Here is a 21925-nt window from a genome sequence, read left to right as displayed (position 1 = left end):
TAAAGAAGGGGAGATATGGACGAGAAACAGCAAAAAGAAGCGGAAGAAGCAGGAAAGAGCTTTTTGCGGGGTCTAGTGGTTTTCGTGCTTTTTATTGGTTTTATCGCTTTCGCCGTTTGGCCAAAATCCGATGGCAAGACACGCGCGCAACGCGCCGCAGAGCTTGAAGCTTGGACCCAAAAGAGGAACGCCGAAAAAGCTGTGCGCGAAAGCAATAAAATTATTTATGAAGAGATGCTAAGGCAAGGTGTGCGGAGCAGTAACTAACCCATTTACCTTAGAGGGGTCGGTTTAGGCTGAGGGCGAAATGGCACTCTAACGAGCGAAGTCCGCTATTAGCCCCTTGCAGTCATTGGCGTCCGCGAGAAGACAGGCAGCTTTGCGCCCTCATATCGGTCGTAAAGGTTGTGATCGCTGGTACCCGAAAGCGGACAAATCGCCTTGGCAGCGTCACGTCGCCTGTGCGCCAAAAGGAGACGTTTTGAAGTTGGCGATGATCGACTGGCCGTATGCAGACGCCTGTTTTATCGCTTTGAAAATTCATCCCTTAGGCAGGCCAGATAAGCGTTCCCAAAACGTCGCGCAAGCCGGTAGCTGACGGTGATATTGCATAGATCAAACAAGTCGCTAAACTGGCGCGGAATGCGTACTGGTTTCCATCAGCGCGGGCGTTCTTGGGGGATTGATGCAAGCACCTTTTGAGTTGAGCGAAGGAGAAGAGCGACTAAGGTCGATTGTTTCGGCTGTTCCGCCGGACAGTTCACATTGGAACGAAGCTGAGAACAGATTCCAGTTTGTCGATCGGCTCCTTACGGAATGTCTTGGTTGGGAAAAGCCGAATGTCCGAGTTGAAGTCCAAGACGGCATTGGTGGAAAGGCCGATTACGTGCTCGGGCGTCCGCCGAAGGCAGTCTTAGAAGCAAAGCGGGAGGCGACCACATTCGGCGATCTCCCTGTTGGCAAGCCGACCTTGGTCCGCAAACTCGAACCTCTAATGAAAGCGTCCCCTGCGTTCAAGGAGGCTGTGCACCAAGTTATTCCGTACTGCTCACTACTGGGCGCGCAAGTGGCAATCGTGTGCAACGGTCCGCAACTGGCGATCTTCCAAGCAATCATTCCGGGTCAGTCGCCGCTACAGGGCGAATGCTTTTGGTTCAACGGGTTTGAAACCTATCTGTCAAATTTCTCACTTCTCTGGACGCTGCTATCACCGGAAGGAATCTCAGAAAATCGGGCATATAGGGACATTGCGATCCATCGCAATCCGAGGATTCCTGAAAAGGCATCGATAGTCATTCCAGAGCTGATGAAACATCGGTACAGAAATCCCTTCCAGGAAAATCTACGGGACCTATCAGAACTTTTGCTTGAGGAGATTGAAGACAATCCCGACCTGAAATCCGCGTTTTACCGCGATTGCTACGTACCGATTGAAGCTAACAATCGGCATCTTCTGCTCAGCAAGCAAATCATTTCCGCGCGTTACAAGCGCGTAAGCGGCGACGGGATAACACCCAGCGCGATTGATGAAACCGCAGTCTTAGGAAGATCGAGCTCACGCCCTGTCGTCGTATTGGGGGACGTAGGCGTCGGAAAGACATCGTTCTTCGAGAATCTCTTTGAAAGAATGGATGTAGGTGAGAAAGCGAACACCTACTTCATTCACATCAATCTTGGTATCAAAGCGAATCTATCAAAGGACGTAAAAACCTTCGTACTTTCTGAGATTCCATCTGTTCTGAATAAGAAATATGGCATTGATATCAATTCGGCTGCATTCGCAGACACGATATATTATGAGGAACTTCGGGCTTTTGATAATAGCGTTAAAGGTCGACTGAAAACTGTAGACCCTATTGCCTACGAGAGAGAAAAAATTGAATTCCTGTCGACAAAAATTGCGCAACAGGATAACCATTTGATGGCCGCGTTTGGTCACATTGTGCAAGGTCGTGGCAAACAAATCATCATAATCATGGACAACGCTGACCAGCGTGGACTAGCCGTACAGCAGGAAGCATTTCTGATATCCCAAGAATTGGCATCATGGCGGAACTTACTGATTTTTATCGCACTAAGACCAAGCACTTTCTATGACTCGAAGACTACTGGCGCGTTATCAGGTTATCAGAACAAGATTTTAACAATCTCGCCGCCACCGGCCGACGAAGTGGTACAACGACGCCTAACTTTTGCGGTACGGGTGGCGGAGGGGAAGGAGAAGCCAGGCAAATTGGAGGGCATTAGGCTTCAGCTTGGCAGTGTTGTGGCTTTTCTGAATGCGACCCTGCGCTCGGTGAGATCAAATCAGGCAATACAACAGTTTTTAAGCAATATTAGTGCTGGCAACACGCGCGCAGTAATAGAGCTAATCACGTCATTCTGCGGAAGTCCGAACGTTGATTCTCAAAAAATTGTTAGGATAGAGCAGGAAACTGGAGGCTATAAGGTTCCCCTCCACGAATTCACTAAGCACGCTCTGCTGGGCGAATACGCGTATTTTAATGCACAATCCTCTCTCGTCGCCCAGAATGTCTTTGACGTCTCGACAGCGGACGCCCGTGAACATTTTCTCGCTTCCCTCATCGTCTCCTACCTGAGCTCCAACATAGGGGACAAGGATAGCGACGGGTTCGTGTTGGGCGATTTCATCGTCGCAGAAATGTTGCGTCACGGTTTCATCGAAGACCAAACCCGGAATGCGCTGAGGCGACTTGCAGCTAAACGCCTCATCGAGACGCCTTACGCCCACTTTCGAGAGCTGAAAGTTCCCGAGAATGAATTACCGGATCAGTTTCATTTCAGAGCAACTTCGGTTGGCATATACCATGTGAAGCACTGGATAGGGGCATTTTCGTTCTTGGATGCGACGTCGACTGATACGCCTATATTCGACGAAGAGTGTCGGTCTTCCATATCGGATTTAGCTCCGTCGTTTGAGATTGCGGATCGATACAAGCGCGCAACGGAGTTTAGGAGTTACCTCGAAAGCCAATGGTATTTGGCAAACATCAACGCGAAATACTTCGACTTTCCCGCCGTGCTGCGACTACAGGAAGATGGCTTCAATATTGTCAAAGGTGTGATTGATAAGAAACCTTTCAAATCCAAGCCTGTCTGGACGAGACGTTAGCGCGTAGTTGTCCCGAGACGGTAATCACCACAAAGAATAGAGCGGGCGAAGTCCGCTCTGGGCCGAACTCGGACCACATCGCCAGATGCCCGGATGTCCGCTGTTGCAAGTCGCTAATCCAATAGCGGACAGTCGCGTCTCGGCCCCAAATCGGACACTCGCAATTTCAAAGCTAATGACTGCAATTGACGCAAAGCCGCCAAACCCTTGCTGTCCCGACTGACCTGAAGCCTGTGTGGAACAGCCGTGAGCCCATACAAATAAAGGCTTTCCGGCACCAAGATCCAAGAGGGTTCAATTGAGAAAACAGGCAGGGCGCTTACAATGTCATTTCAGCCCGTACCGGAACTGACGCCTTAGAGCCAATCCCAAAGGTCATCCTTTTCCTTTTCGGAAAGAGCGCCCTCGTCTTCCGGGGAATTTGCCGCCATCCAGCCATCAAGGGCAGAGAAGTATTGAAAAAGTGACATGGCGCGGACCTGTTGAGGGGAGAACCCCATGGCCGCGCCATTGCCGTAAATCGCGGCAAACCTCAGCTTTCCGTTGGGGAGGTCGTCAAGGGCTGCCCCACTGGATTTGCCGCGTCTTGCTCCCCCGGCGCTTCATCCTTTGCACCGATAATGCCAGCCGAAAGAATGGTCTGCGCAAACAGAATGTTTTCCAACGGTGGGCGCTTCTCCACCCAAGTCCGCACCAATTTTAGTGCATCCGTGGGAACCATGCCGCCACCGATCAGGCCGAGGCGAATGGTGTGGGAAATATCACCCATGCGCCAATCGTCACCATAAAGCCGCGACAGAACGACATAAGGCCCGGCGTCACACGCCTCTTGCAACAGCTCCAGCTCGCCCCAGCCAAGGCGGAAGGTGTAATCACCATCCGCCCAAGGGATTGTAATTCTGGCATCACGACTCATGCGCTTGTCCGAACCATGGGGCCATCACTTTGCAGCGACACACTGGCCGTTGCCCGCTTGCCGTTATCGCCAGCACCTTCAAACTTCTCGACATGCATGTTGCCGGTCCATGTGATGGTCTTGGCCGGAAACTCCCACTCAATCTTAACCGGGACGCTATTGACGTTTTCGACCGCCTCAAGCCATGTATCGACACTTTCCGCAGCAAGTACTCCCTCACCGGTAACCGACATGGAAAGGGACGAAGCATCGCGGCCAATCCAGTCAACCTTGTCGGGATCGAGGCAATCAGGAATAGCCTGCTCTTCAAGCGACTTATCAATGGAGACAGAACGTTGTGTGAAGCCGCAAGGTGCGGCGTAAACGATAGGCCCCGAAGCCGGTTTCACGCCGATAAGCACGCGGATTTTGCCCCCGCGAATGGTGGTTGCCTGTGCCATAATGGCCTCCTAATGTGATGAAAGGTTAGTGGTTTTCGATACCAGCGCTAAACGTCATTGCGATTTGCGTGGTTAATCCGTCAGGGGCGCGAATGTCATCGCGCCGCAGATAGGTGAAATAGACAAGAGCATTGTCTGTCAGGCTAAAGGCGTCCTGATCAAGGGCGCGGCGCACTGCCTTCGCAATCTTACGACCTTCAGCAAAACCGGGATCACGGGACCAGACATTGAGCTGTATGGTCAAATCAGAAGCGTCAATGCAATCGGCACCCTCTGGAAGATCCTGCGAACCACCGAACGACACGTAGGGAAATTGCGCAGTATCGCTACCAGCTTGCGCAGGAACGACATCGTAAATGCGACCAGATACCAAGGCAGATACATCAACATCAGCCTTGAGCGCCGAAACAATGGCCACCTGTAATTCGTGAGATGCATCTTGCTTCATCATCCAGCTGCCACCTTTCTGGCACTCGCCCGCGTTGCCTTTCGAACAGCGCGAACAGCCGATTTTTTATTAGCCCGCCAAGACACATAGAAAAACGGGCGGGCATTGGTGCCGGGGTTTTTAGTGCCCTTGAACATGCCGCCGTTGACATGCGCCGCCGTTCCAAATTCGACCCAGCGGGCATAGTAAGCTTTTGCACTACCGGCATAGATCGTGAGCGTCAGGTCACCTGCAAGCCCGCTCTTGACCGCAGCAATGACCATAGAGCCTTTCGGCGCTTTGCCCCATGTCCAGCCGATGCTATCCATCAACGTGCCGTCATCTTTCGGAACAAGACTTTTCATCATAGAAACAATGGTATCAGCCACCTTTTCCATTTCCGACTTGATATGGGACTTGGCAGAATCTGGCAGGCGCTTCAACTTTCGGTCAAGCTTTACGAGGTTGAGAATCTTGCTCATCCGCTGGCGACACCGCTTTGACACAGAAAATCAATCCATTGACGATCACTTGTCGGCCCGACGTCGCGGATATTGTAGATTTCATTTTTGCGAACATCTCGAATGCGCCAACTGGTATTGACCTGTTTCGTTAGGCTTGAAGCCCGAACAAAGATCACTTGAGTATGGTTTCCCTGTAACCGGCTGGCCATCACACTTTCGCCACCCCTTAGGTGATTGAAGCCTGCCGAAACAATAAATTGCTCTTTCCATGCGCCAACCGTGACACCATCGCCGCGATCAACTTCCTCGCGCTTATCAAAGGCCACTCTTTGGTTTAGGTCACCTGCAGATCTAGTTCGAGCCATCTGATTTTACCTTTCCCTGTCGCGAAGCAGGTGCGATTTCCACCGCCTTGCCCTGCTCCACCGCCGCCTCACCGCAAGCACGCTTGACGGTTTCCACCATCCCGGCCTTGTAAGCGATGGTGCAGGCGCGCGTGGGTTTGTAATCGTAGTCCTCTGTAAACCGTACCTTCATGACAGCACCCGATAGGGCTGCAAAAGCGCTTCAACGGCAAAGGGCATGGTGTCCGTGCTGGCATTGGTGCTGACCGCTTCCGGGTTGGCATACCATTGCCCCACCAGCATCAGGATCGCGGCTTTGATGGAGGCCGGGGCATCGTTGACCCAAGCACCTTGCGCATCAAATGCGCCATAACCTGCCCGATAACGGATACGCACCGGCAAAGGCTGGCAACTTTGCAAGGGGGCAACAAAATCGGGCATGAACCACAGCCGATTGCCTGTCAGGCGGTAAAGGGCCGGATCAATCACCTGTTCCGTTCCATCGGTGTTGATGTGTGCGATTTGCACAATCTGCACCACGGGCAGATAAGGCAGAGCCATATCGCTACCCCTTGATGGCCAGCGGGCCATGCGCAACTCCAGCACCTGCCCGCCAATGCAGCGGCCAAGCCATCCGGCTGGACCATCAAGCCAGCCCGTTGCCGCCTTGATCAGGGTTTCAAGCAAGCCATCATCATCGGGATGGTCAATGCGCAAATGCGCCCTTGCCTCGCTCACCGTGACCACAGGTGATGGCGGTTCCAACACAGACACCATCATCCCGGCCTCACTTGTTGGCAGGCGCGGCTTTCGCCTTGTTTTGTGGGGCAGCGGTGGCCTTGGTGGCGGAAGGTTCGCCCGTGTTTGTGTCTTCCTCTTCCGTCTCTTCCGCCTCTTGCGCAAGCCCCGCCTTGATCAGGTCTTTTCCCGTTTCCGGGCTTTCCACGGTAAAGGTTTGGCCCGCCAAAACCTGTTTGGTTTCGTCGGTGTAAAAATTATCAAGCGCTTCGAGTTTCATGATCCATGACCTTTTTCGCAGTGTTTTTTTGAAGGCGGGCAACATGGTTAATCGGTCGCTAACCATGTTGCCCTATGAAGAGGCGGCTGCTTTCGGAGTTTGGTTTTGCGTCTCTGGAAGCAGCGCCTTTGAGCGCTGATTATGCTTCCGTTGCCGCCGCCATGGCCGTGGCAAATGCACCCTTCACGAAAGCCTCAGGCCGATAGGTCGCCATTGCCAGGCGCTCTTCTGCGCGGATGGTCACAAGGTTTTTGGTGAAGTTGTTGCCGTCTTCCGTGGAAATTTCCACGTTGGCATCTTCCCGATCAAAGATCTGCGCACCCAGCTGGAAAGCCCCGGTCAGGAAGTTATCGAGCGGCATGGCTTGGGTCTCCACCACCGGCAAACGCCACAGGCGGGCTTCTGCCTGACTTTGCGGATTGCCGATGATGTGGCGGCCCGTGGTATCCTTCAAAAGCTCAATGGTTGCCCAATCACCGGGGTGCATCACAATGCCATTTGGCGGGTATTCGGCCAAAAATGCCTGCAACATCGCAAGGCGGATCACATCGATCTTGGTGACACCGGCAGGCAATTTCACCGGCGGTGTGAAGGCGCTGGCTTGCGTGTAGATGCCATTCAGGTTGGTGCCCGTGCCGCTGCCCATCAACAGCTGGGCTTCCTCGACAAAGGCAAGACCATAGCGCAGCCGCCCGTCGATATAGGATTGCAGCTGTGGCACATCATCCAGAATCTGTTTCGTGGCGATCACCCAATGGGCAATGGTGGCCACGGGTGCGGTGACAATATCAAACTTGATTTCGGATTGCGGCTTGGTTGCGCCCGATGTTTCCGACACCGTGGCGGCATTGTTGGTGAAGCCGGTTTCCTTGACATATTGAATGGCATTTGAGGACGTTTGCCCAGGCATGATCAAATCGCGAATGGTCAAGCGCCGCTGTGGCAAAGCCAAAATGCCGGGCTGGCGTTGCGGCACAATCAAATCACCAGCAGAGCCATCGGCATCGGTGGTCAGCGCGGAAATGATCGCCTTGACCGAGATCGACATGCGGCCCTTGGCCCCGGATTTGATGAAGTGCTTAAAATCTTCATGCTCGGTGACCGACTGGCCGATGGATTTCTGCCGTTCCGGCTCACCGGGACCGCGCACCATTTTCTGTTCCAGCTCGCTCATGCGGGCAGACAGCTCATTGTGCTTGATCAACGCCTCATCGGCGGCTTTCTTGGTGTCTGCCGTCACCGCGCCGAGGTTCTTCAATTCAATATTGGTGGTTTCGGCAGAGCGCTTGACCTCATCGGCTGCGGACTTAAGGTCACGGGCCAAGGTTTCCAATTCGTTGGCATTCATAGGGTGATTTCCTTTTTATGGGCTGGTTTGAAGATCAAAGGGTTTTGAAGCGACTGGCGGCATCGCGAAGCGCCTTCAGCGCATTGCCTGCGGCCTCATCGGCATGGGTTTGCGCCGAAACCGCCTTGGCATAGCCGAGCGTGGCGATTTCAGAGGCGATAGAGGATGGAACGCCAAGGCCGCGCAGGATCTCGGCAAAATCATCGGCGGGCATGGGGTTGCCATCCTTCAGCCGCTGGACAAATTCGGTGAACCGATCAGATTTGACGCTTTCAATCGTCGCCAGATCATTGGCAGGAAAGGTCACCGGGCTGATCTCGTACAGGTCCAGCTTTTTAAGAAGCTTCACCTTGCCGTCGCGGTCGGTGTCTTCCTCACGATAGCCGATGGAAAGACCGCCCAGCGCCCTGGCCTTCATCAGCGCCAAGGCTTCACGGGCCTTTTCCACCTCAAGGATCAACCGGCCCTTGCCATGAAGGCCCCGGCTGTCTTCTGTCAGCTCTTCCCAAATGCCAATCGGCTGGCTGGGATCGTGCTGCCACAGCATTTTAACGCTGGAGCCTTGCGCTTTATGGCGGGCAAGGCTTTCGTTAAACGCGCCCGCCACGACCTTCTCGCCATAGCTATCGACATTGCCAAAAATCGAGCCGTAGCCCAAAAAGGTGCCGTCTTCCGACAGGCTTTTCACCTGCAGGTCAAAATTCTTGGTTTTCATGGGTGATCAGTCCTCGGTGGGTGGAGGCGTCGTTGGGGTTGGCGCTGGCGTTTGCAGCGGTGCATCTGGCGTTGGCGTGGCTGGCACCTTGCCCAGCTGTTCCAGCGGCACCAGATTGGATTGCACGGTCAGCACATCGCCGCCCGGCATGGGTGGGCGATTGTCCAGCGCCCTGCCCTCGTTGCGGGTTAGGAACCCGTTTTGACCAAGGGCGCTCAACAGCGCCGCCCGGCCTTGGCTATCGGCCCTAAGCAGGCCATCCAGATTGAACTCGGCATAGAGATTTGCCCGCTCGGTAATCGGGATAAGCTGTTTCTTGATCGCCTGTTCAATGCGGGTCAGGTATGGCCGCAGCGAGAAGGTCAAAAAGCCTATCATCTGCTGTTCCAGCCCCGTGCCCCAGCTGCTCGACTTTTCCGTATGGCCGACCATGAATGGCGGCACCCGAAACCAGCGGCAAATCTCTTCCACATGGAAACGCCGGGTTTGCAGCAATTGCGCATCTTCCGGGTTCATACTGATCGAGGCAAAATCATAGCCAGATGGCAGCGGCATCACCTTGCCAGCGTTGCGCGATCCCATGAAGCGCTCAAACAGCGCCAGCAGCTCATCGCGCTGTTCTTTGGTGGCCTTGGTGCCCGGCGCTTCCTTGATAAAGCCGGAAATCTGCAAACCGTTGCGAAAGAATTCCGCCGCGGTTTCATCGGCGGCCAACGCCGTGCCCATGGTTTGGCGGGCATAGCTGATTGGTGACAGGCCAACATCACCACCCACGCCAAAGCCGCGCACATGGAAAATCGCGTCTTCGTCAAAGGTTTCTGCCTTTGCCCCGCCGCTGTAGACGTAAACCCGCCGCCCATACTCATTGCGTTTTACGCTCATGCGATCAGGGCGAAGCTGTTCAATTGCCACCAGCCGTTTGCCGACAAACTGCTTTCGTGCGTAGAAATTGCCCCACAAGCACAGGCAGGCAATCATGGCCTCGACAAATTCCGCCGCCGTCTGATCACTGTTCGGGCTATCATGCAACAGCCCATAGAGCAGATGGTCCCGCGCCAAGGATTTAACCTCACCTTGGCGCTGGTACACCTGCAAAGGCAGCGTGCCGATGGTTTCCGACAACAGCCGAATGCATGACCACGCCGTGGCCAGCTGCAACACCGTATCCGGCGTGACCGCCTTGCCCGCCGCACTGCCCGATGATGCCAGCGAGGCGGCAAGGGTTGCGGCATCATCCCTATTCGACAGTTTGACATTACGGCGGCCAAAAAGACCATTCCAGATGCTCATACTCGCCCCGCCATCGCTTCCAGATAAGAGCCTAAATCCGGCCCCGTTGCGCGCTCTTTGCAAAGCGCAATGCCAACCGACATGGCCAAAGACACCATGCCGTCGATGCGCCCGAAGGCGTGTTCCTTGTCAAACATCCGGTGCCCCGTGCGGTTTTCGGCATAGACCACGCTGGACGCGCACAGATCGAGCATCGGGTTCGGGTCGATCTTTAATCGCTGTTCGTACAGCGCGTTTTCCAGCTTGTTGATGCTGTCTGGCATCCAGAGATAAATCTCCTGTTCGCCATCGGCTGCGTGTTTGTCGCGTTCCAGCACCCGCTTTTGAAAGCCTTGCGGGTGGATGGTCAGCGGCAAGGACACGCCATCATCGCCCAGGTGTTCGCTCAATTGCTCCAGGCCATATTGGTCGGCGGCAATCTCGCTGGGTTCATACTTGGCGCAAATCTCGGCAAGCGCCTTGCCAAGCCACGCATATTTAAGCCGCTGGCCGGGCACCGCTTCAATGAAACCCTGATCCCGCCACAACTCATAGGGCGCTTGGTCGGTGCTGGCGCGATCCCGCAAGGTATCGGCAGGCGACCAGAACCATGTTTTTGACACCAGCTGTTCCGAATCCTTGGTGGCATCCACAAGCCATGTCAGGGTGAGCGCGGTGAAATCCCGCGTTTTGGAAAGGTCCAGCCCGCCAAAGCAGGGATAGCCCTTCTCCACCAGCTCATCCAGATCAACCGGCGCTTGGCAGGCCATCCATGCCTCACGCCTAATCGCCGCATTGACCGATTGCGTCCATTCGCAAAAATGCAGCCGTGCAATGCTGTTGCGCTTGCCCGGCATCAACCGGGCCTGTTCAACCACGCCCTGAAGGTATTCGGTGGTGACGGTGACATCGAGCAGCGGGTTTGCCTTCACCCAGCAAGAGGGATCGTTTTCCCAATCATCGCCCTCATCCAGCGAACAGACAAAGGCAAAGGTCGTGTCATCTTGCTTGATGCCCGCCGCCACCTCGACCGCGTGTTGATGCTCTTCCCAGCAGATCGATTTCCGATCCGAGCCGGAATTGGTGGCCATGACCAAAAGCGGCTGTTTGCGGAATTTAAAGCCGCGTTCCAGCATTTCAATCACATCCCGGTTCGGGTGTTCGTGAACCTCATCACACAAGGCACAGGACGGACGCGGGCCAGATTGCGCCTTATCTGCCGAGATCGGCTTAAAGAACCGCTTGTCGCCCCCCTTGCTGATATAGGTCAGCTGCCAAACCGGGTTGACGCCGGACGGTATAATCCGCCGTGTCAGTTCCGGCGATTGGTCGCGCATGGCCACCGCATCACGAAACAGCACTTGCGCCTGATCTTTCTTGGCAGCTGCGGCATAAATCTCGGCACGCGGCTCACCATCGGCCACCATCATGCAAATGCCAATGCCCGCCAGCAGCGGCGATTTGCCGTTGCCCTTGCCTTCCTCATCATAGAAACGACGAAAGCGGCGAAGCCCGGTGTCCGCCCATTTCCAGCCAAACAGCGACCCAACGCGAAAGGCTTGGCTGGGATGCAACGTAAACCGCCGCCCCTCAAACTGCCCACCGTTTAACCGAAGCTTGTCACCAAACCACTTGATGCGCTTGTTTGCGGTTTCCAGATCCCAGATCAGACCCCTTGCTGGGCCATCGCGCAAATCCAGCAGATGCCGAAGGCAGGCATTGCGCACATGCGGACCGGCAACCACTTCACCGCGCACCACATCAGAGGCCCAAGCCGTGACCGGATCGTCATCATAACTGACATCCGGCAGCGCAACATCAATCGAATCCATCATCGGTGGGAAACTCAAATCCAAGTTGGCCGCTCGCCTGCAAACCGCGCTCGGCGGAAGGCGTCATGCCAAAATCACTGGCCAGCGCCCGAATTTGCCGCCATGTCTCATTCAACTGGCTGACTTCCGGGCGGCTCTTTAGCTGTTTGCCGTTGCGGGTTTCGCTCTCATAGGTTTCCCCACCTTCGCGCACATCCAGCCGCAACCGCTCATGCCGCGCTATCGTCCAGCACAGCTGCTCAAACATATAGGCGTTGACTTCATTCAGCCGGTTCTTGCGCGGATCACACAGCCCCGGTGCCAGCCGATCCCAAATGGCGCGAACATCAAACGGCAATTCATCAGGCCGCAGCTCCCGCGCCTTAGCCACCGCCCGCGCCTCAAAGTTCGCGCCCTGCCCATCCTCAGGTTTCAACGGCACAACGTTTTCCGATGCGGGCTTGCGGCCTTTCATGGGGGCCTCCATAGAATTGAAAAAGGCAGTTCCGGGACCCCAACGTGATTGGCAATGAGATACGCAAAAAAACTGTTGAGCTCAAATGTGATTAAGTCGCATCAAATAGATAAACGGAGAGCAGTAAGACAAAAAAATATTTTTAGTTGCAAAAAAATATTCGAATTTAATAATTTATGCTATCTCTCGCATGCAACGTAGCAACAATAAAAACTTGGAGGAAAATATGCGAATTATAACTCTCTCTTTGGCCATCCTGCTTGGGATGTCTGCTGTCTCTTATGCGGCCTGCAATGTCCCTAGTGATAGGGCTTCGGACGGGAGCCGCTGCGGTGGTCGGGCCGCCTCAGAACGCCCAGGCGGAAAAGGCTAACTTCAGCTTACTTCCCTTGACCATCAATTGGCCTCGCCTGATATTCTTGGACAGGCGGGGCTATTTCTAACGGAATAAACTTATGCCTTTTGGTGACTCTAGCCCTTTCAGGTCAAAACTGCTCAGTGGCTTTTTCCCTTCAATTTCCTCTCGCTACACAGAAATGACTGACGCCGGTGCGCGGTCAGAGGGGCTTTGAACTTTTGACCCGCCCCCTACCCCAGGTTTGCCGGGTGGCGGGGGTCGGTGGGCCAGCCATCCGCGCCCGCTGCCGTCGAGAAGCCGCGATGCTCTTCTGCCTGTTTGGTTGCATCGTGGTGGGTCTTGCATAGGCTTTGAAACGGACCATTCCAGAACTTCTCAGCATCACCGTTGTGGCGTTCAATGTGGTCGCAAACCGTGGCAGCTGTGAAGCGGCCTTGCAGCCTGCACATGCGGCATAGCGGCTCAATAGTCAGCTGGTTAAGCCGTGTCTTGCGCCAGCGGGCGGTGGAGTACCACCTCTTCCACGGCCTGCCTTCATCATAACGAATACCCATATCCTTTAACGCAAAAAGGCGACCCTCTGGCCGCCTTGTCATTCCATCATTCATTTGGGCATAGCTTACGCACTGGCTCTGAATCACATCGCCTCTTGGCTTGGATCAGAACGAGGCCGGGGGAGAACATCAATCCCTTGGGAGCATCAGACGCCCCGGTCATCTCGAATGGAGAGGCGCTATTCGCCTTTCCACGTTTTGAGCGATAATCTCACATCGACACGCTGTCAACACCCAAGGTAACTTCACTCATACCGCCAAACAGCGGCACATCGACCACCAGCTGGCCTCGATTGGACAGCACCTTGCGCACGGTGACCACGAAGTCTGCAAACGGGCCAGACCGGATTGTAACCGTCTTTCCAACCACATCTGAAGGCACCGGAAGGCTGGAAGCATCCATATGTTTTCGCTCGGATTTCTTGGCCGACAACATGAGCTTGCTCATCAAATTTTCGGGCATCAGATAAGGCTTGCCATCCTGACCCATCAGCCCCTTTAACTTCGATGCAACCAGCAGGCCGACAAAGGCTTCGTTGTCTGGAATCACCTTTACAAAAAGATAACCTCGAAAAATTGCCCGCTGGATTTCCACAGCCTGTTTGCCGCGCCGTGGTGGATACCGCAGCTTCTCACACGGGCACCAGCATTCAATTCCCTGCTCTTGCAACGAATCACGAATGGCCTGTTCCATGCCGCTGGTGCAGCTGGCCACAAGCCAGCGGCCCAGCTGTTCAAAGCCCGCACGATTACACCTTGCCATGGCAATCATCCGCTGGCGGCTGGCTTCTGCCTCGTTGATCCGGGCAAGCTTCAAAAGCCCCTGATCAGACACGCCATGCATGAGGTTTCCACTATGCTGCATCATTGGTGCGCTCCTTGCTGATCTTAGTTTTGAAGTGTTCAAGCGCCGCTTCCACAGCCGCATCGAGATCATCCGCGCCGTCCGCAATCGGCGGGAAATAGTTCCAATCGCGCAGGCCATCGACAAACAGCCAGCCCCGGCGCTCATGCAGCCGCCGCCATGCATCCAGCAAAGGCGTGCCGCGCTCAACCTTCTGGAAATCAGAAACATGCGGCATCAATGCCAGCGCGGTCACAAACGGCTCATTGCGCCGGGCAAGGTCATGCATCCGGCTCACCAGCGGCCAGCCGTGGTCACGGCGCTTTTGCCGCAACAGCCCTTCCCGGCTGATAGCGCCAGAGGCAATCTGCCGTTCCTCAAACGTGGTAATCACAAACCGGCCCGTGGGTTCATCGAACAGCGCTTCAAGGCGGGTGCCCATCCAGAGCTTGCCGCAAACCTTGGCAACGCCGTGGGTTTGGACTGGTTGGGCGGTGTCTGGCATCTTCTCCCAAGCCCGGTCTTGCAGGTAGACGGCTGCAAACGTGCACCGGCTCTTGCCAGCCCATTCGATGAAGGCAGGCGTTTTGTCGATGCAAGCCGCACGTTGATCATCGGTCAAGGCAAACCAAGCCTTCCTTGCCGCCGTGTCGCTGCTGCGGTCGTAATTCGGCCAGGTCGGAAACCAGCGCTTGAACGCCAGATTGATTTTTTTGAAATCGCTATTCGAACAATCCCCCGGTTTCGCGGCAGCGACTGGAGAGTTGTTTGGAGAGTTAGCTGGAAGAATCTTATCTTGGTGGAGCTGCTCCACCACCTTCATGGAACCATTTCCACCACCTTCGGGCGTCATTTCCACCACCTTTTGCGCGCAAGGCGGTGGAGCTGTTCCACCACCTTCACCCAAAACAGCATCTTCAAAAGGTGGTGGAGCGCTTCCACCGCCTTGCTCTTCTGCGACATTGGCAGCCGTGCCGGTCAGATCCCGACCGGGCCAGCGGGCAACATATTCGTTGCGCTTCCACTTCTGCCCACGAAAACCGTGCTGGGTGACTTCAATCCACCCGGCCTGCTCGGCAATGTCGAGGTGCTTCAAAATCGTCTTCTTATCGAGACCAGACAGTTCCACCAGCTCGGAAATCGGCGGATAGCAAGAGCCGCCCGTGGCATCCATTTTCAGGCCAAGCGTGTGCAGCACAAGCCGTGTTATTGGCGGCAGGCCAGACTTGGCCACCGCATGCCGCCAAGACCATGCCCGCGAGGTTGCGCCGTGATCAGGCTCCATCATACCGCACCGCCGTTCTGTGCCACATCAGCCAGAAAGCGCCGCGCCTCATTCACCGCCAGCTCATGCGCCTCTGGCAGACGCCCGTCAGCCAGCCGGGTGGCATTCAACGCTGCAAACTCAGCCTCAAGGCAGGCAATGCCCGCCAGAAAGCCAGCACGGCGCAATGCGATAAGGATGGCGGAAAGGTCGCGCAAAATGATGCCCTGCGGCACACCAAGCAGCCACGCGGCCCGCTCGGCATCCGTCTGGCAATCATACAATTGCTCGACGATAGGCAGCAGCGCCGTCATCGGCCAATCTCCCTTTGCACCCGCCGCTCCAACATGCGGCACACATCCACCTGTTTACGAAGCTCGGCATAATCAGCCGCCAGCATTTCCGCCGACTTGGTTGCCGCCTCAAATTTCGCGGCAAATGCCCCGCACCGCTCTTCCAAGAGACTGGTTGCGGTCAAAAACTCATCAAACAGCGGGTTCGAGCCAGCCGGGCCGAACATGTCGTCGCGCATGGTTGACACCCAATCACGCGGCACACCGAGATCCTTGGCCACGGCGGCATCAGTCCAGGGCGACTTGTACGCGTCCTTGCCATAGACCTCATTCAGCTTGTCAAAGATGATGGCGCGGTCTTCGCGGCCCATTTCGCGAGGCTTGTCGGCAACCGGCGTGGTGATGTTGCTGTCCATGGTCTTGGTTCCTTTTCGTTTGGCAGGGCTTGCGTGTCTGGGGCAGAAATCCTTTTTCGGACTGTTGCCAACCACCCAGCCCTTGTTCAAAAAATGCTGGCTTGCCGCGCTTGGCGACTTCCGAACGACCCCGTTTTGAAACGGGAAATAAGCAACGGCATCGCAGCACGCGCAGGCGATCCGCATGGCCTTGGCGGTCTTGTCGCCGTAAGGAATGGTAGTCTCTGGATATGTTCGCTCGCTCATTGTGCGCCCCCGCGCTTCCACGCCTCGAACTCGCCCACCAGCGACCTGAAATCCGCTAGTTTGCTATCGTCTGCGCTCAGTTGTGTTTTGCTGGAAATGTCGATCTGCTTTTTCAGAGCCTTGTCGGCGCTACCCTTGTCGTGCACGGGCATGCCGCTCTTGCCTGTCATAAATCGCCAAAATTCGCTGTTTTGGCACAGCATGGCCGCTTGCGCGGCATAGTCGCCCTTTGGCTTGCTCAACTCGGCAACATGGGCCTCCAACTGGCTAACCTGTTGTTGCAAATCGCGCACTGCTGTTGCGGCCCGGTCAAACAGCGCGAAAAACAGCCGGAGATTATCCAGCCCGCCGCAAAGCACATCGCGCTCATCGTCGGTCGCAGCGCGATGGATGGTGGCAACATGCGTTTGCTCACCCATGCCACGCTGTACGATCAACCGCATGCCGTCGCGGCTGGCCTCCAATAGCCAAGCGTCATCAGCCATGCGCGCCGCCGCGCCGCGCAATCGGCCAATATGTGCTTTTTCGCGAGCGCGTTGTGGGTCAGGAATAGCGGTCATTCCCCCACCCCCATTAACCGAACAAGCCGAGCTGCGCCGGTGGAGCCTCTTGCGGCAAGCCGAGCGCAGAGAGTGCGCAGCGCATACGCGCCTTCCAATGGCACAACGCCGTTTCCGAGCATCCGAAGGCGGTCCACGCGAGCAATGTCCATCCGGGTGGCCAGCCCATCAGCCACTCGACAAAAAGCGGGTTCAAGCTGCGGCGAGGCCGCGAGTGCGCTACGCCAACCGTCGGGATCGTGAGGGCGAGGTGGGAAAAGGCCTGCCCTGTCAATGTTGCCACCGGAGGAGAGGCCCCGGATTTCTGCCACTGCCCCCCCTTTTCGCCCTCGATGGCGCGGGGTGTCTTCCAGAGCACCGCCACCTCGTTTAACGGTGGCGTTTTGCCTTCCCTGTCGCACAAATCCAGTTGGTTCGCGCCCTTGCCGTCCCGCGCCTGTGGTGTAGGCCACAATGCCGCTATCGTCGAAAGGCTCTCTTGCGATCCCCGTTTCGCCGGATTGCTGCGATCCTGAAACCCCAGCCGTGCCTCGTTCGCCAACACTGTTGGCCAAAGACTGGCAGCCGTCTGCAAGTTCGGCCCGCCGTCCCTGCCACCCACGCCCGGCCCGTTGACCATGTTCGCCGTTGCTGTGGGCCACATGGCCACCGCATCCTCCAGCCGTGATTTCCCACGTTCCGGAGCTGCCGGCAGCGCTGCAAGCGCACCCGCGCCAACACGCATTGTCGGCCACTGCGAGGACAAAGAGCCTTTCGCGTTCGTGAGGCGCACCAACCTCTGACGCCGTGAACAATCCACCCTCAACCGAGAAGCCCAATCGCTGAAAGTCTCGCCAGACACGTTCCGCACCGCCCGAAGACAATATCCCACGGACGTTTTCGATAAGGACAAACCAGGCACCTGACTGGACGATGATTCGCCGTGCGACGGACCAGAGGTCGCGTTCGTCTTCCTGCCCGAGGCGTTTCCCGGCAAGACTGTGGGGCTGACACGGGATTCCGCCAATGAGGCCATCCACCAGGCCGCGCCATGGTCTGCCGTCGAAGGTTCTGGCATCACTCCAAATAGGCGCTGGAGCCATATGTCCCGCTTGCATTGCCGATACCAGTTGCGCGACCGCGAAGGCTTCCCTCTCGACCATGCACACTGTTCTAGCGCTTGGAATTGCCAGCTCGACGGCGAGATCGAGGCCTCCACCGCCGGTGCAGAGGCTGATAATGTTGAGGGGGTTGGGATGTATAGCCACATTCACACGTCCCCCTCTTCCGAGGCTTCAAAGCCCCAAAAGTCCCACTTGCCAGAAAGGCGCACGTCACTATCGGCCAAGCTTTCGCGCCGCTGGAATAGCTCAAGTTTTGGCAATTGCGGCCAGAGCCGGTCTATCTGCTCGGCAAACCACACGGGCTTGCGGCTATGTTCGGTTTTCGGCTCGGCATACAGGCTTTCCGGCTGGGTGCCGGGCAGCGGTGCCAGCGAAATCTTGCCGCGCTTGCCAATCAACAGCAGCTCGGCACGGTCGCGCACCCAGCGGCCCATGCCGATGTGGGCTTTGTCCCACACCATGCAGCTGACATATTCAAAGCCCCACGCCCGCAGCACATCAATGCCATCGGGCAGCCGGTTCGCTGTCACCCAAAGAAACAGCACCGCATCCATGGTAAACGGGCTATTATTGCCCGCGCAAAGAGCCTTGATTTCTTCCACGGTCATGGAAGGGTATTTCAGACCCTTATCCTGCCCGGTCTCATCATTCCACGCTTCTTGCTGCCAAGGCGGATCGGCATAGCCAACAGCATAAGCGCCACGCGGCATGTCGCCACTCTTGCGCCGCCCTTGTTCGGCAATAGCGCACACAAGATTGAGCCGCATTTCCCGATTGTGCTTTTGCCCGATGGTGCGAATAGCCTTGGATTCTGCCGTGACCGCCTTGTCAGCCTTGATCAGATCATGGGCAAACTTCTCTTGCGCCTCATGGGTTTCAAGCCGCTTGAGTTGATCCAGCGTCACACCCTTGTCGTGGCGGGTGCCGCGCAACATCTGCAATGCGGTGCGGGAAATCTTCTCACCACGCTCCACGTCACGCTGAATAGTTCGCTCAGTTTGCCCGGTGGCTTCCGCCGTTGCCGCCGTGAAGCGCTTTCCCGTTTCGCCAATTTGGCGAGACGGGGGATTGCTGCCACGTTTCAGGCTGGCCTCGCGAACGGTATCTGGAAATTTGACCAGATAGATTTCCTTACGACGATGCAAAAACAAAGCCCGATCCGCTGGCGTCAAATCCGCCCGAATCAGGTTTTCGTCAATCTCGCAAAGCTGGCGGTCCAGCTCATCACCGCGCTTGTGAAAGCAAAGTATGGCATCCAGCCCCAGCCGCTTGCACGCTTCCAGCCGGTGGCCACCCGCACCCAGATCAACCGAGGCGGCACCAACATCACCGTAAACCGTGATTGGCGTTTCCAGCCCGTATTTCTGGATATTATCCATCAAAGCCAGAACGGTTTTTTCATCCAGATTGCGCAAACGGTTGTCGGCGCGAATGCTATCAATCCGCCGCTCAGTCGCGACCTTGGTTTTCGGCGCGGCAACAACAATATCGCCCCCCAGCTTGTGCGCCGCCAGCATCTCGCGCCCGCGCTGTGTGGGGTAAAACTTGTTGCCATCTTGCGGATCACGCGAAAGATAATCCCAACCAGACGCCGCAACCTTGTTGGCGGCAATCTGTTGACTGGAATCATGGGCAAAAACCTCACCCTCGCGAACGGCGGTCAAAATAAGCGCAATCCCGGCATGACCGGGCTTAGGATAGGGAACGGGTGCATAGGCCATCAGTTCGCCCTCATCAGACGATCAAGATAGGCCTGTCCCAAGCCAGTCAGATGGATCATTCCGGCGTCACTGATATGCAGATAACCCGCACGGCGGCACTCGGTGGCCAGCCCTTGCGGTTCCGCGTCGGTCATAACCAAGCGCCCGCCGTGCATTTTCACCTTGCGCAAAAAGCCACGCGCCGCATCGCTCAAAGGCCGTTCAAATAGTTCGGTTGCGGTCGCGTCGGTCATGGCTGCCCACCCACAACATGCAGGCCAAGCTTTTCACCGCCGGTGGCCTTCACCATCGCCAGCGCCTTGCGAAACGCCGCGAGACCCTCTTGCAGTTCCGCTGCATCGCGGTCCATCTTGGTGGCCTCTGCGGGCGTAACCACCATGTCAGATATAGCCACCGCGCCGCCCGAGATCAGGTCACCAGCGCGGCGCGATACCTCCGAAAAGGCAACAACAACGCCCTGCCCAATTGCCTTGTCGTTATCCGGGTCACTCAAACGACGCCCGCTCAATTCCGCCATGGCCGAGGTCACAACGGGGACACCGCATTCACTCTCCAGCGCGTAAACCACAGAAATTGGCATCAGGTCCGTGTCACGCGCATTGTTCATGCGACCAATATGGCTGGCTGAAACAGAGGAGATTTCCGCCGCCCGCTCAATACCGCCAACCAGGCGGATCAAATCACGTTGCGCGGCTTTGATGCGATGAAACCAAGCGCTTGAATGCATGAGACAAAACCTTTCCCGCGCCGGGAATTTTCCGGCGTTTTTCCCGTGGTGGGAATTGATTGAAAATGTGAGGAATGAGCCGCGACGAACTACGGAGGCCCACATGCAAGCTGAAACACACCAGACGCAAAAGCAGGCCGGGAACTGCCAACCCGGCCTGCCGCCAACCCGGACGGGAAAGGAACGAAACACGTCCGGGCTATCTGGGAAAAAGAAGGCAACCGGGCAAAAGATCCGCCAGCCCGGTTGCAGGTGCCGCGCAAACTGGGAGGCGTTGGCGCGGTTGGAAGAATTGACTGAAGGCCGATCATCGCGCGGCCTCTTGCCTGCTAATGCAGATTTCGAGGAATTGAATTGCAGTAACTCGCCTGCCAGTTCCGCGCTCGACATCTCTAGCCAAGTCAATACTTGGATCTCGCTGCCCCGCCAAAGCGCGGGAAAGCGTGCTCGGAGAACGCCCGATCCGCACTGCGAAGGTCGATAATTTCTCGCCAGTCTCAACCAAATATATCGATAAAGCATCCATAACGGGGAACTTGCCAAATAGGCAAATTTTAGTCAAGGGCAATTTTGCCTATTTGGCTATGGTGCTTGCGATTAAAAGTGATCAAATTTGCCATATGGACAAACAGCACCCAAATAGGCTTAAGGCCTTGCGTGAAGAGCGCGGACAGACAATTGAACAGTTAGCTGAAGCGACTGGACTTTCCACGTCGTATGTGTCGAGGCTCGAAAAAGGAGAGCGCAACCTTTCCGTCAAAAATATGAACTTATTCGCGCATGCCTTGGATGTTGCCCCACAGGAAATCCTACTCCCAAGGAAAGAAACGCGAGAGAATTCAGTAATGGTAATGGGAAGAATTGGCGCGGGCGCAGAGATCGTCCCCGACGAAGAACAGATACCGCCAGAAGGCCTCTACGAGGTCGAGACCCCTTTCCCCATTCCAGACGATGCCCTGGCGTTCGAGGTAAATGGTGATTCGATGTGGCCTCGCTATGATGATGGCGATATCGTAATTTGTTGGGCGCAAAGCGTTATCCCGGATAGCGTAGTCGGATGGGAAGCTGCAGTAAAAACTGGAGATGGCCGGAGATACCTTAAGCGTATCCGCAAAGGGGCAGATGCGGGAACCTATGATCTCGAAAGCCACAACGCGCCACCAATCCGAGGTGTGGAGCTGGTTTGGGTTGCAGCAATCCAATCAGTCATCAGATGTGGCCAATGGAAAAAGATCACCACAGCAGAAAGACACAGGCTTGCGAGGAAGATGACCGCCCGCTGATATCCCAATTGGACCTTAACGCTAAGCCCGGCTCGCGGGCTTTTTTTGTGCTTCAAAATAATATTGCCAAATAGGCAAATTATAACTTGACGAAATTTGCCTATTTGGCAATATTGCCTAATCCACCCCGCACTGGTGGACGCACCAAACCACAGCCGGGTTGCCGCCCTACCCCGTACCCCAAACAGGCAACCCG

General features: G+C 55.9%; 26 protein-coding genes and 1 pseudogene. 3 read left to right on the top strand and 24 right to left on the bottom strand.

The window, feature by feature from the left end; translation table 11 throughout:
• Window positions 1-15: 15 nt before the first annotated feature.
• The gene (locus BJF95_RS11820; RefSeq protein WP_075639662.1) at window positions 16-267 is read left to right on the top strand and encodes a hypothetical protein; all 252 of its coding nucleotides are present in this window, start codon (window positions 16-18) and stop codon (window positions 265-267) included.
• 418 nt (window positions 268-685) lie between these two features.
• Entirely contained in the window at window positions 686-3133 is a 2448-nt protein-coding gene (locus tag BJF95_RS11815; protein WP_075639661.1) for a hypothetical protein, read from the top strand.
• Between the two features lie 532 nt (window positions 3134-3665).
• Here the strand turns inward: BJF95_RS11815 and BJF95_RS11810 are convergent.
• From BJF95_RS11810 to BJF95_RS11700, 24 genes and pseudogenes are all read right to left on the bottom strand, one after another.
• On the bottom strand, window positions 3666-4049 hold the full coding sequence (locus BJF95_RS11810) for a gene transfer agent family protein (protein WP_075639660.1): 384 nt from the start codon (window positions 4047-4049) through the stop codon (window positions 3666-3668).
• A complete protein-coding gene (locus BJF95_RS11805) occupies window positions 4046-4489 on the bottom strand; it encodes a phage tail tube protein (RefSeq protein WP_075639659.1) in 444 nt (147 codons plus the stop codon). The genes BJF95_RS11810 and BJF95_RS11805 overlap by 4 nt, the downstream gene beginning before the upstream one ends.
• 25 nt (window positions 4490-4514) lie before the next feature.
• Window positions 4515-4940 carry a DUF3168 domain-containing protein gene (locus BJF95_RS11800; RefSeq protein WP_083638796.1) on the bottom strand — a complete coding sequence of 142 codons (426 nt, stop codon included), beginning with the start codon at window positions 4938-4940 and terminating at the stop codon, window positions 4515-4517.
• The gene (locus BJF95_RS11795) at window positions 4937-5398 is read right to left on the bottom strand and encodes an HK97 gp10 family phage protein (protein WP_075639658.1); all 462 of its coding nucleotides are present in this window, start codon (window positions 5396-5398) and stop codon (window positions 4937-4939) included. Before BJF95_RS11795 ends, BJF95_RS11800 begins: the two co-directional genes overlap by 4 nt.
• Window positions 5395-5745: a phage head closure protein gene (locus BJF95_RS11790; protein ID WP_075639657.1), complete on the bottom strand. Its 351-nt coding sequence runs from the start codon at window positions 5743-5745 to the stop codon at window positions 5395-5397. The genes BJF95_RS11795 and BJF95_RS11790 overlap by 4 nt, the downstream gene beginning before the upstream one ends.
• Entirely contained in the window at window positions 5732-5917 is a 186-nt protein-coding gene (locus BJF95_RS11785) for a hypothetical protein (protein WP_075639656.1), read from the bottom strand. The genes BJF95_RS11790 and BJF95_RS11785 overlap by 14 nt, the downstream gene beginning before the upstream one ends.
• Complete coding sequence (locus tag BJF95_RS11780) at window positions 5914-6504, bottom strand: head-tail connector protein (protein ID WP_075639655.1); 591 nt, start codon at window positions 6502-6504, stop codon at window positions 5914-5916. Before BJF95_RS11780 ends, BJF95_RS11785 begins: the two co-directional genes overlap by 4 nt.
• A 7-nt stretch (window positions 6505-6511) precedes the next feature.
• Entirely contained in the window at window positions 6512-6742 is a 231-nt protein-coding gene (locus tag BJF95_RS11775; protein ID WP_075639654.1) for a hypothetical protein, read from the bottom strand.
• Between the two features lie 139 nt (window positions 6743-6881).
• Complete coding sequence (locus BJF95_RS11770; RefSeq protein ID WP_075639653.1) at window positions 6882-8090, bottom strand: phage major capsid protein; 1209 nt, start codon at window positions 8088-8090, stop codon at window positions 6882-6884.
• Between the two features lie 34 nt (window positions 8091-8124).
• The gene (locus BJF95_RS11765; RefSeq protein WP_075639652.1) at window positions 8125-8805 is read right to left on the bottom strand and encodes an HK97 family phage prohead protease; all 681 of its coding nucleotides are present in this window, start codon (window positions 8803-8805) and stop codon (window positions 8125-8127) included.
• Between the two features lie 6 nt (window positions 8806-8811).
• On the bottom strand, window positions 8812-10095 hold the full coding sequence (locus tag BJF95_RS11760; RefSeq protein ID WP_083638795.1) for a phage portal protein: 1284 nt from the start codon (window positions 10093-10095) through the stop codon (window positions 8812-8814).
• Window positions 10092-11930 (bottom strand): terminase large subunit, encoded by a 1839-nt coding sequence (locus tag BJF95_RS11755; RefSeq protein ID WP_245297306.1) that lies wholly within the window; start codon window positions 11928-11930, stop codon window positions 10092-10094. Before BJF95_RS11755 ends, BJF95_RS11760 begins: the two co-directional genes overlap by 4 nt.
• Window positions 11893-12360, bottom strand: coding sequence for a P27 family phage terminase small subunit (locus BJF95_RS11750; protein ID WP_075639650.1), 468 nt, complete (start codon window positions 12358-12360; stop codon window positions 11893-11895). The genes BJF95_RS11755 and BJF95_RS11750 overlap by 38 nt, the downstream gene beginning before the upstream one ends.
• A gap of 588 nt (window positions 12361-12948) precedes the next feature.
• The gene (locus BJF95_RS11745; RefSeq protein WP_245297305.1) at window positions 12949-13314 is read right to left on the bottom strand and encodes an HNH endonuclease; all 366 of its coding nucleotides are present in this window, start codon (window positions 13312-13314) and stop codon (window positions 12949-12951) included.
• A 169-nt stretch (window positions 13315-13483) separates the two neighbouring features.
• The gene (locus tag BJF95_RS11740; protein ID WP_075639649.1) at window positions 13484-14140 is read right to left on the bottom strand and encodes a transcription termination/antitermination NusG family protein; all 657 of its coding nucleotides are present in this window, start codon (window positions 14138-14140) and stop codon (window positions 13484-13486) included.
• Complete coding sequence (locus BJF95_RS11735) at window positions 14127-15404, bottom strand: helix-turn-helix domain-containing protein (RefSeq protein WP_083638794.1); 1278 nt, start codon at window positions 15402-15404, stop codon at window positions 14127-14129. Before BJF95_RS11735 ends, BJF95_RS11740 begins: the two co-directional genes overlap by 14 nt.
• Window positions 15401-15694, bottom strand: a complete 294-nt coding sequence (locus BJF95_RS11730; RefSeq protein ID WP_075639648.1) for a hypothetical protein — start codon at window positions 15692-15694, stop codon at window positions 15401-15403. The genes BJF95_RS11735 and BJF95_RS11730 overlap by 4 nt, the downstream gene beginning before the upstream one ends.
• A complete protein-coding gene (locus BJF95_RS11725) occupies window positions 15691-16335 on the bottom strand; it encodes a hypothetical protein (RefSeq protein ID WP_075639647.1) in 645 nt (214 codons plus the stop codon). The genes BJF95_RS11730 and BJF95_RS11725 overlap by 4 nt, the downstream gene beginning before the upstream one ends.
• On the bottom strand, window positions 16332-16895 hold the full coding sequence (locus BJF95_RS11720) for a hypothetical protein (protein WP_075639646.1): 564 nt from the start codon (window positions 16893-16895) through the stop codon (window positions 16332-16334). Before BJF95_RS11720 ends, BJF95_RS11725 begins: the two co-directional genes overlap by 4 nt.
• A 13-nt stretch (window positions 16896-16908) precedes the next feature.
• Complete coding sequence (locus tag BJF95_RS24415; RefSeq protein WP_245297304.1) at window positions 16909-17619, bottom strand: hypothetical protein; 711 nt, start codon at window positions 17617-17619, stop codon at window positions 16909-16911.
• A gap of 16 nt (window positions 17620-17635) precedes the next feature.
• Window positions 17636-18142: pseudogene (locus BJF95_RS24660) on the bottom strand (DNA cytosine methyltransferase); the annotation flags it as partial.
• Between the two features lie 2 nt (window positions 18143-18144).
• Complete coding sequence (locus BJF95_RS11710) at window positions 18145-19719, bottom strand: MT-A70 family methyltransferase (RefSeq protein ID WP_075639644.1); 1575 nt, start codon at window positions 19717-19719, stop codon at window positions 18145-18147.
• On the bottom strand, window positions 19719-19952 hold the full coding sequence (locus tag BJF95_RS11705) for a hypothetical protein (RefSeq protein ID WP_075639643.1): 234 nt from the start codon (window positions 19950-19952) through the stop codon (window positions 19719-19721). The genes BJF95_RS11710 and BJF95_RS11705 overlap by 1 nt, the downstream gene beginning before the upstream one ends.
• Entirely contained in the window at window positions 19949-20446 is a 498-nt protein-coding gene (locus BJF95_RS11700; RefSeq protein WP_075639642.1) for a hypothetical protein, read from the bottom strand. Before BJF95_RS11700 ends, BJF95_RS11705 begins: the two co-directional genes overlap by 4 nt.
• Window positions 20447-20889: 443 nt before the next feature.
• Between BJF95_RS11700 and BJF95_RS11695 the strand changes: the two genes are divergently transcribed.
• On the top strand, window positions 20890-21729 hold the full coding sequence (locus BJF95_RS11695) for an XRE family transcriptional regulator (protein ID WP_245297303.1): 840 nt from the start codon (window positions 20890-20892) through the stop codon (window positions 21727-21729).
• The last annotated feature ends 196 nt before the right edge of the window (window positions 21730-21925 follow it).

Source organism: Rhizobium oryziradicis (assembly GCF_001939045.1).
In the GTDB taxonomy this organism is placed as follows: Bacteria; Pseudomonadota; Alphaproteobacteria; order Rhizobiales; family Rhizobiaceae; genus Allorhizobium; species Allorhizobium oryziradicis.
Note: the sequence above shows the minus strand (reverse complement) of the source record. Positions and strands in the feature narration are given on the sequence as shown.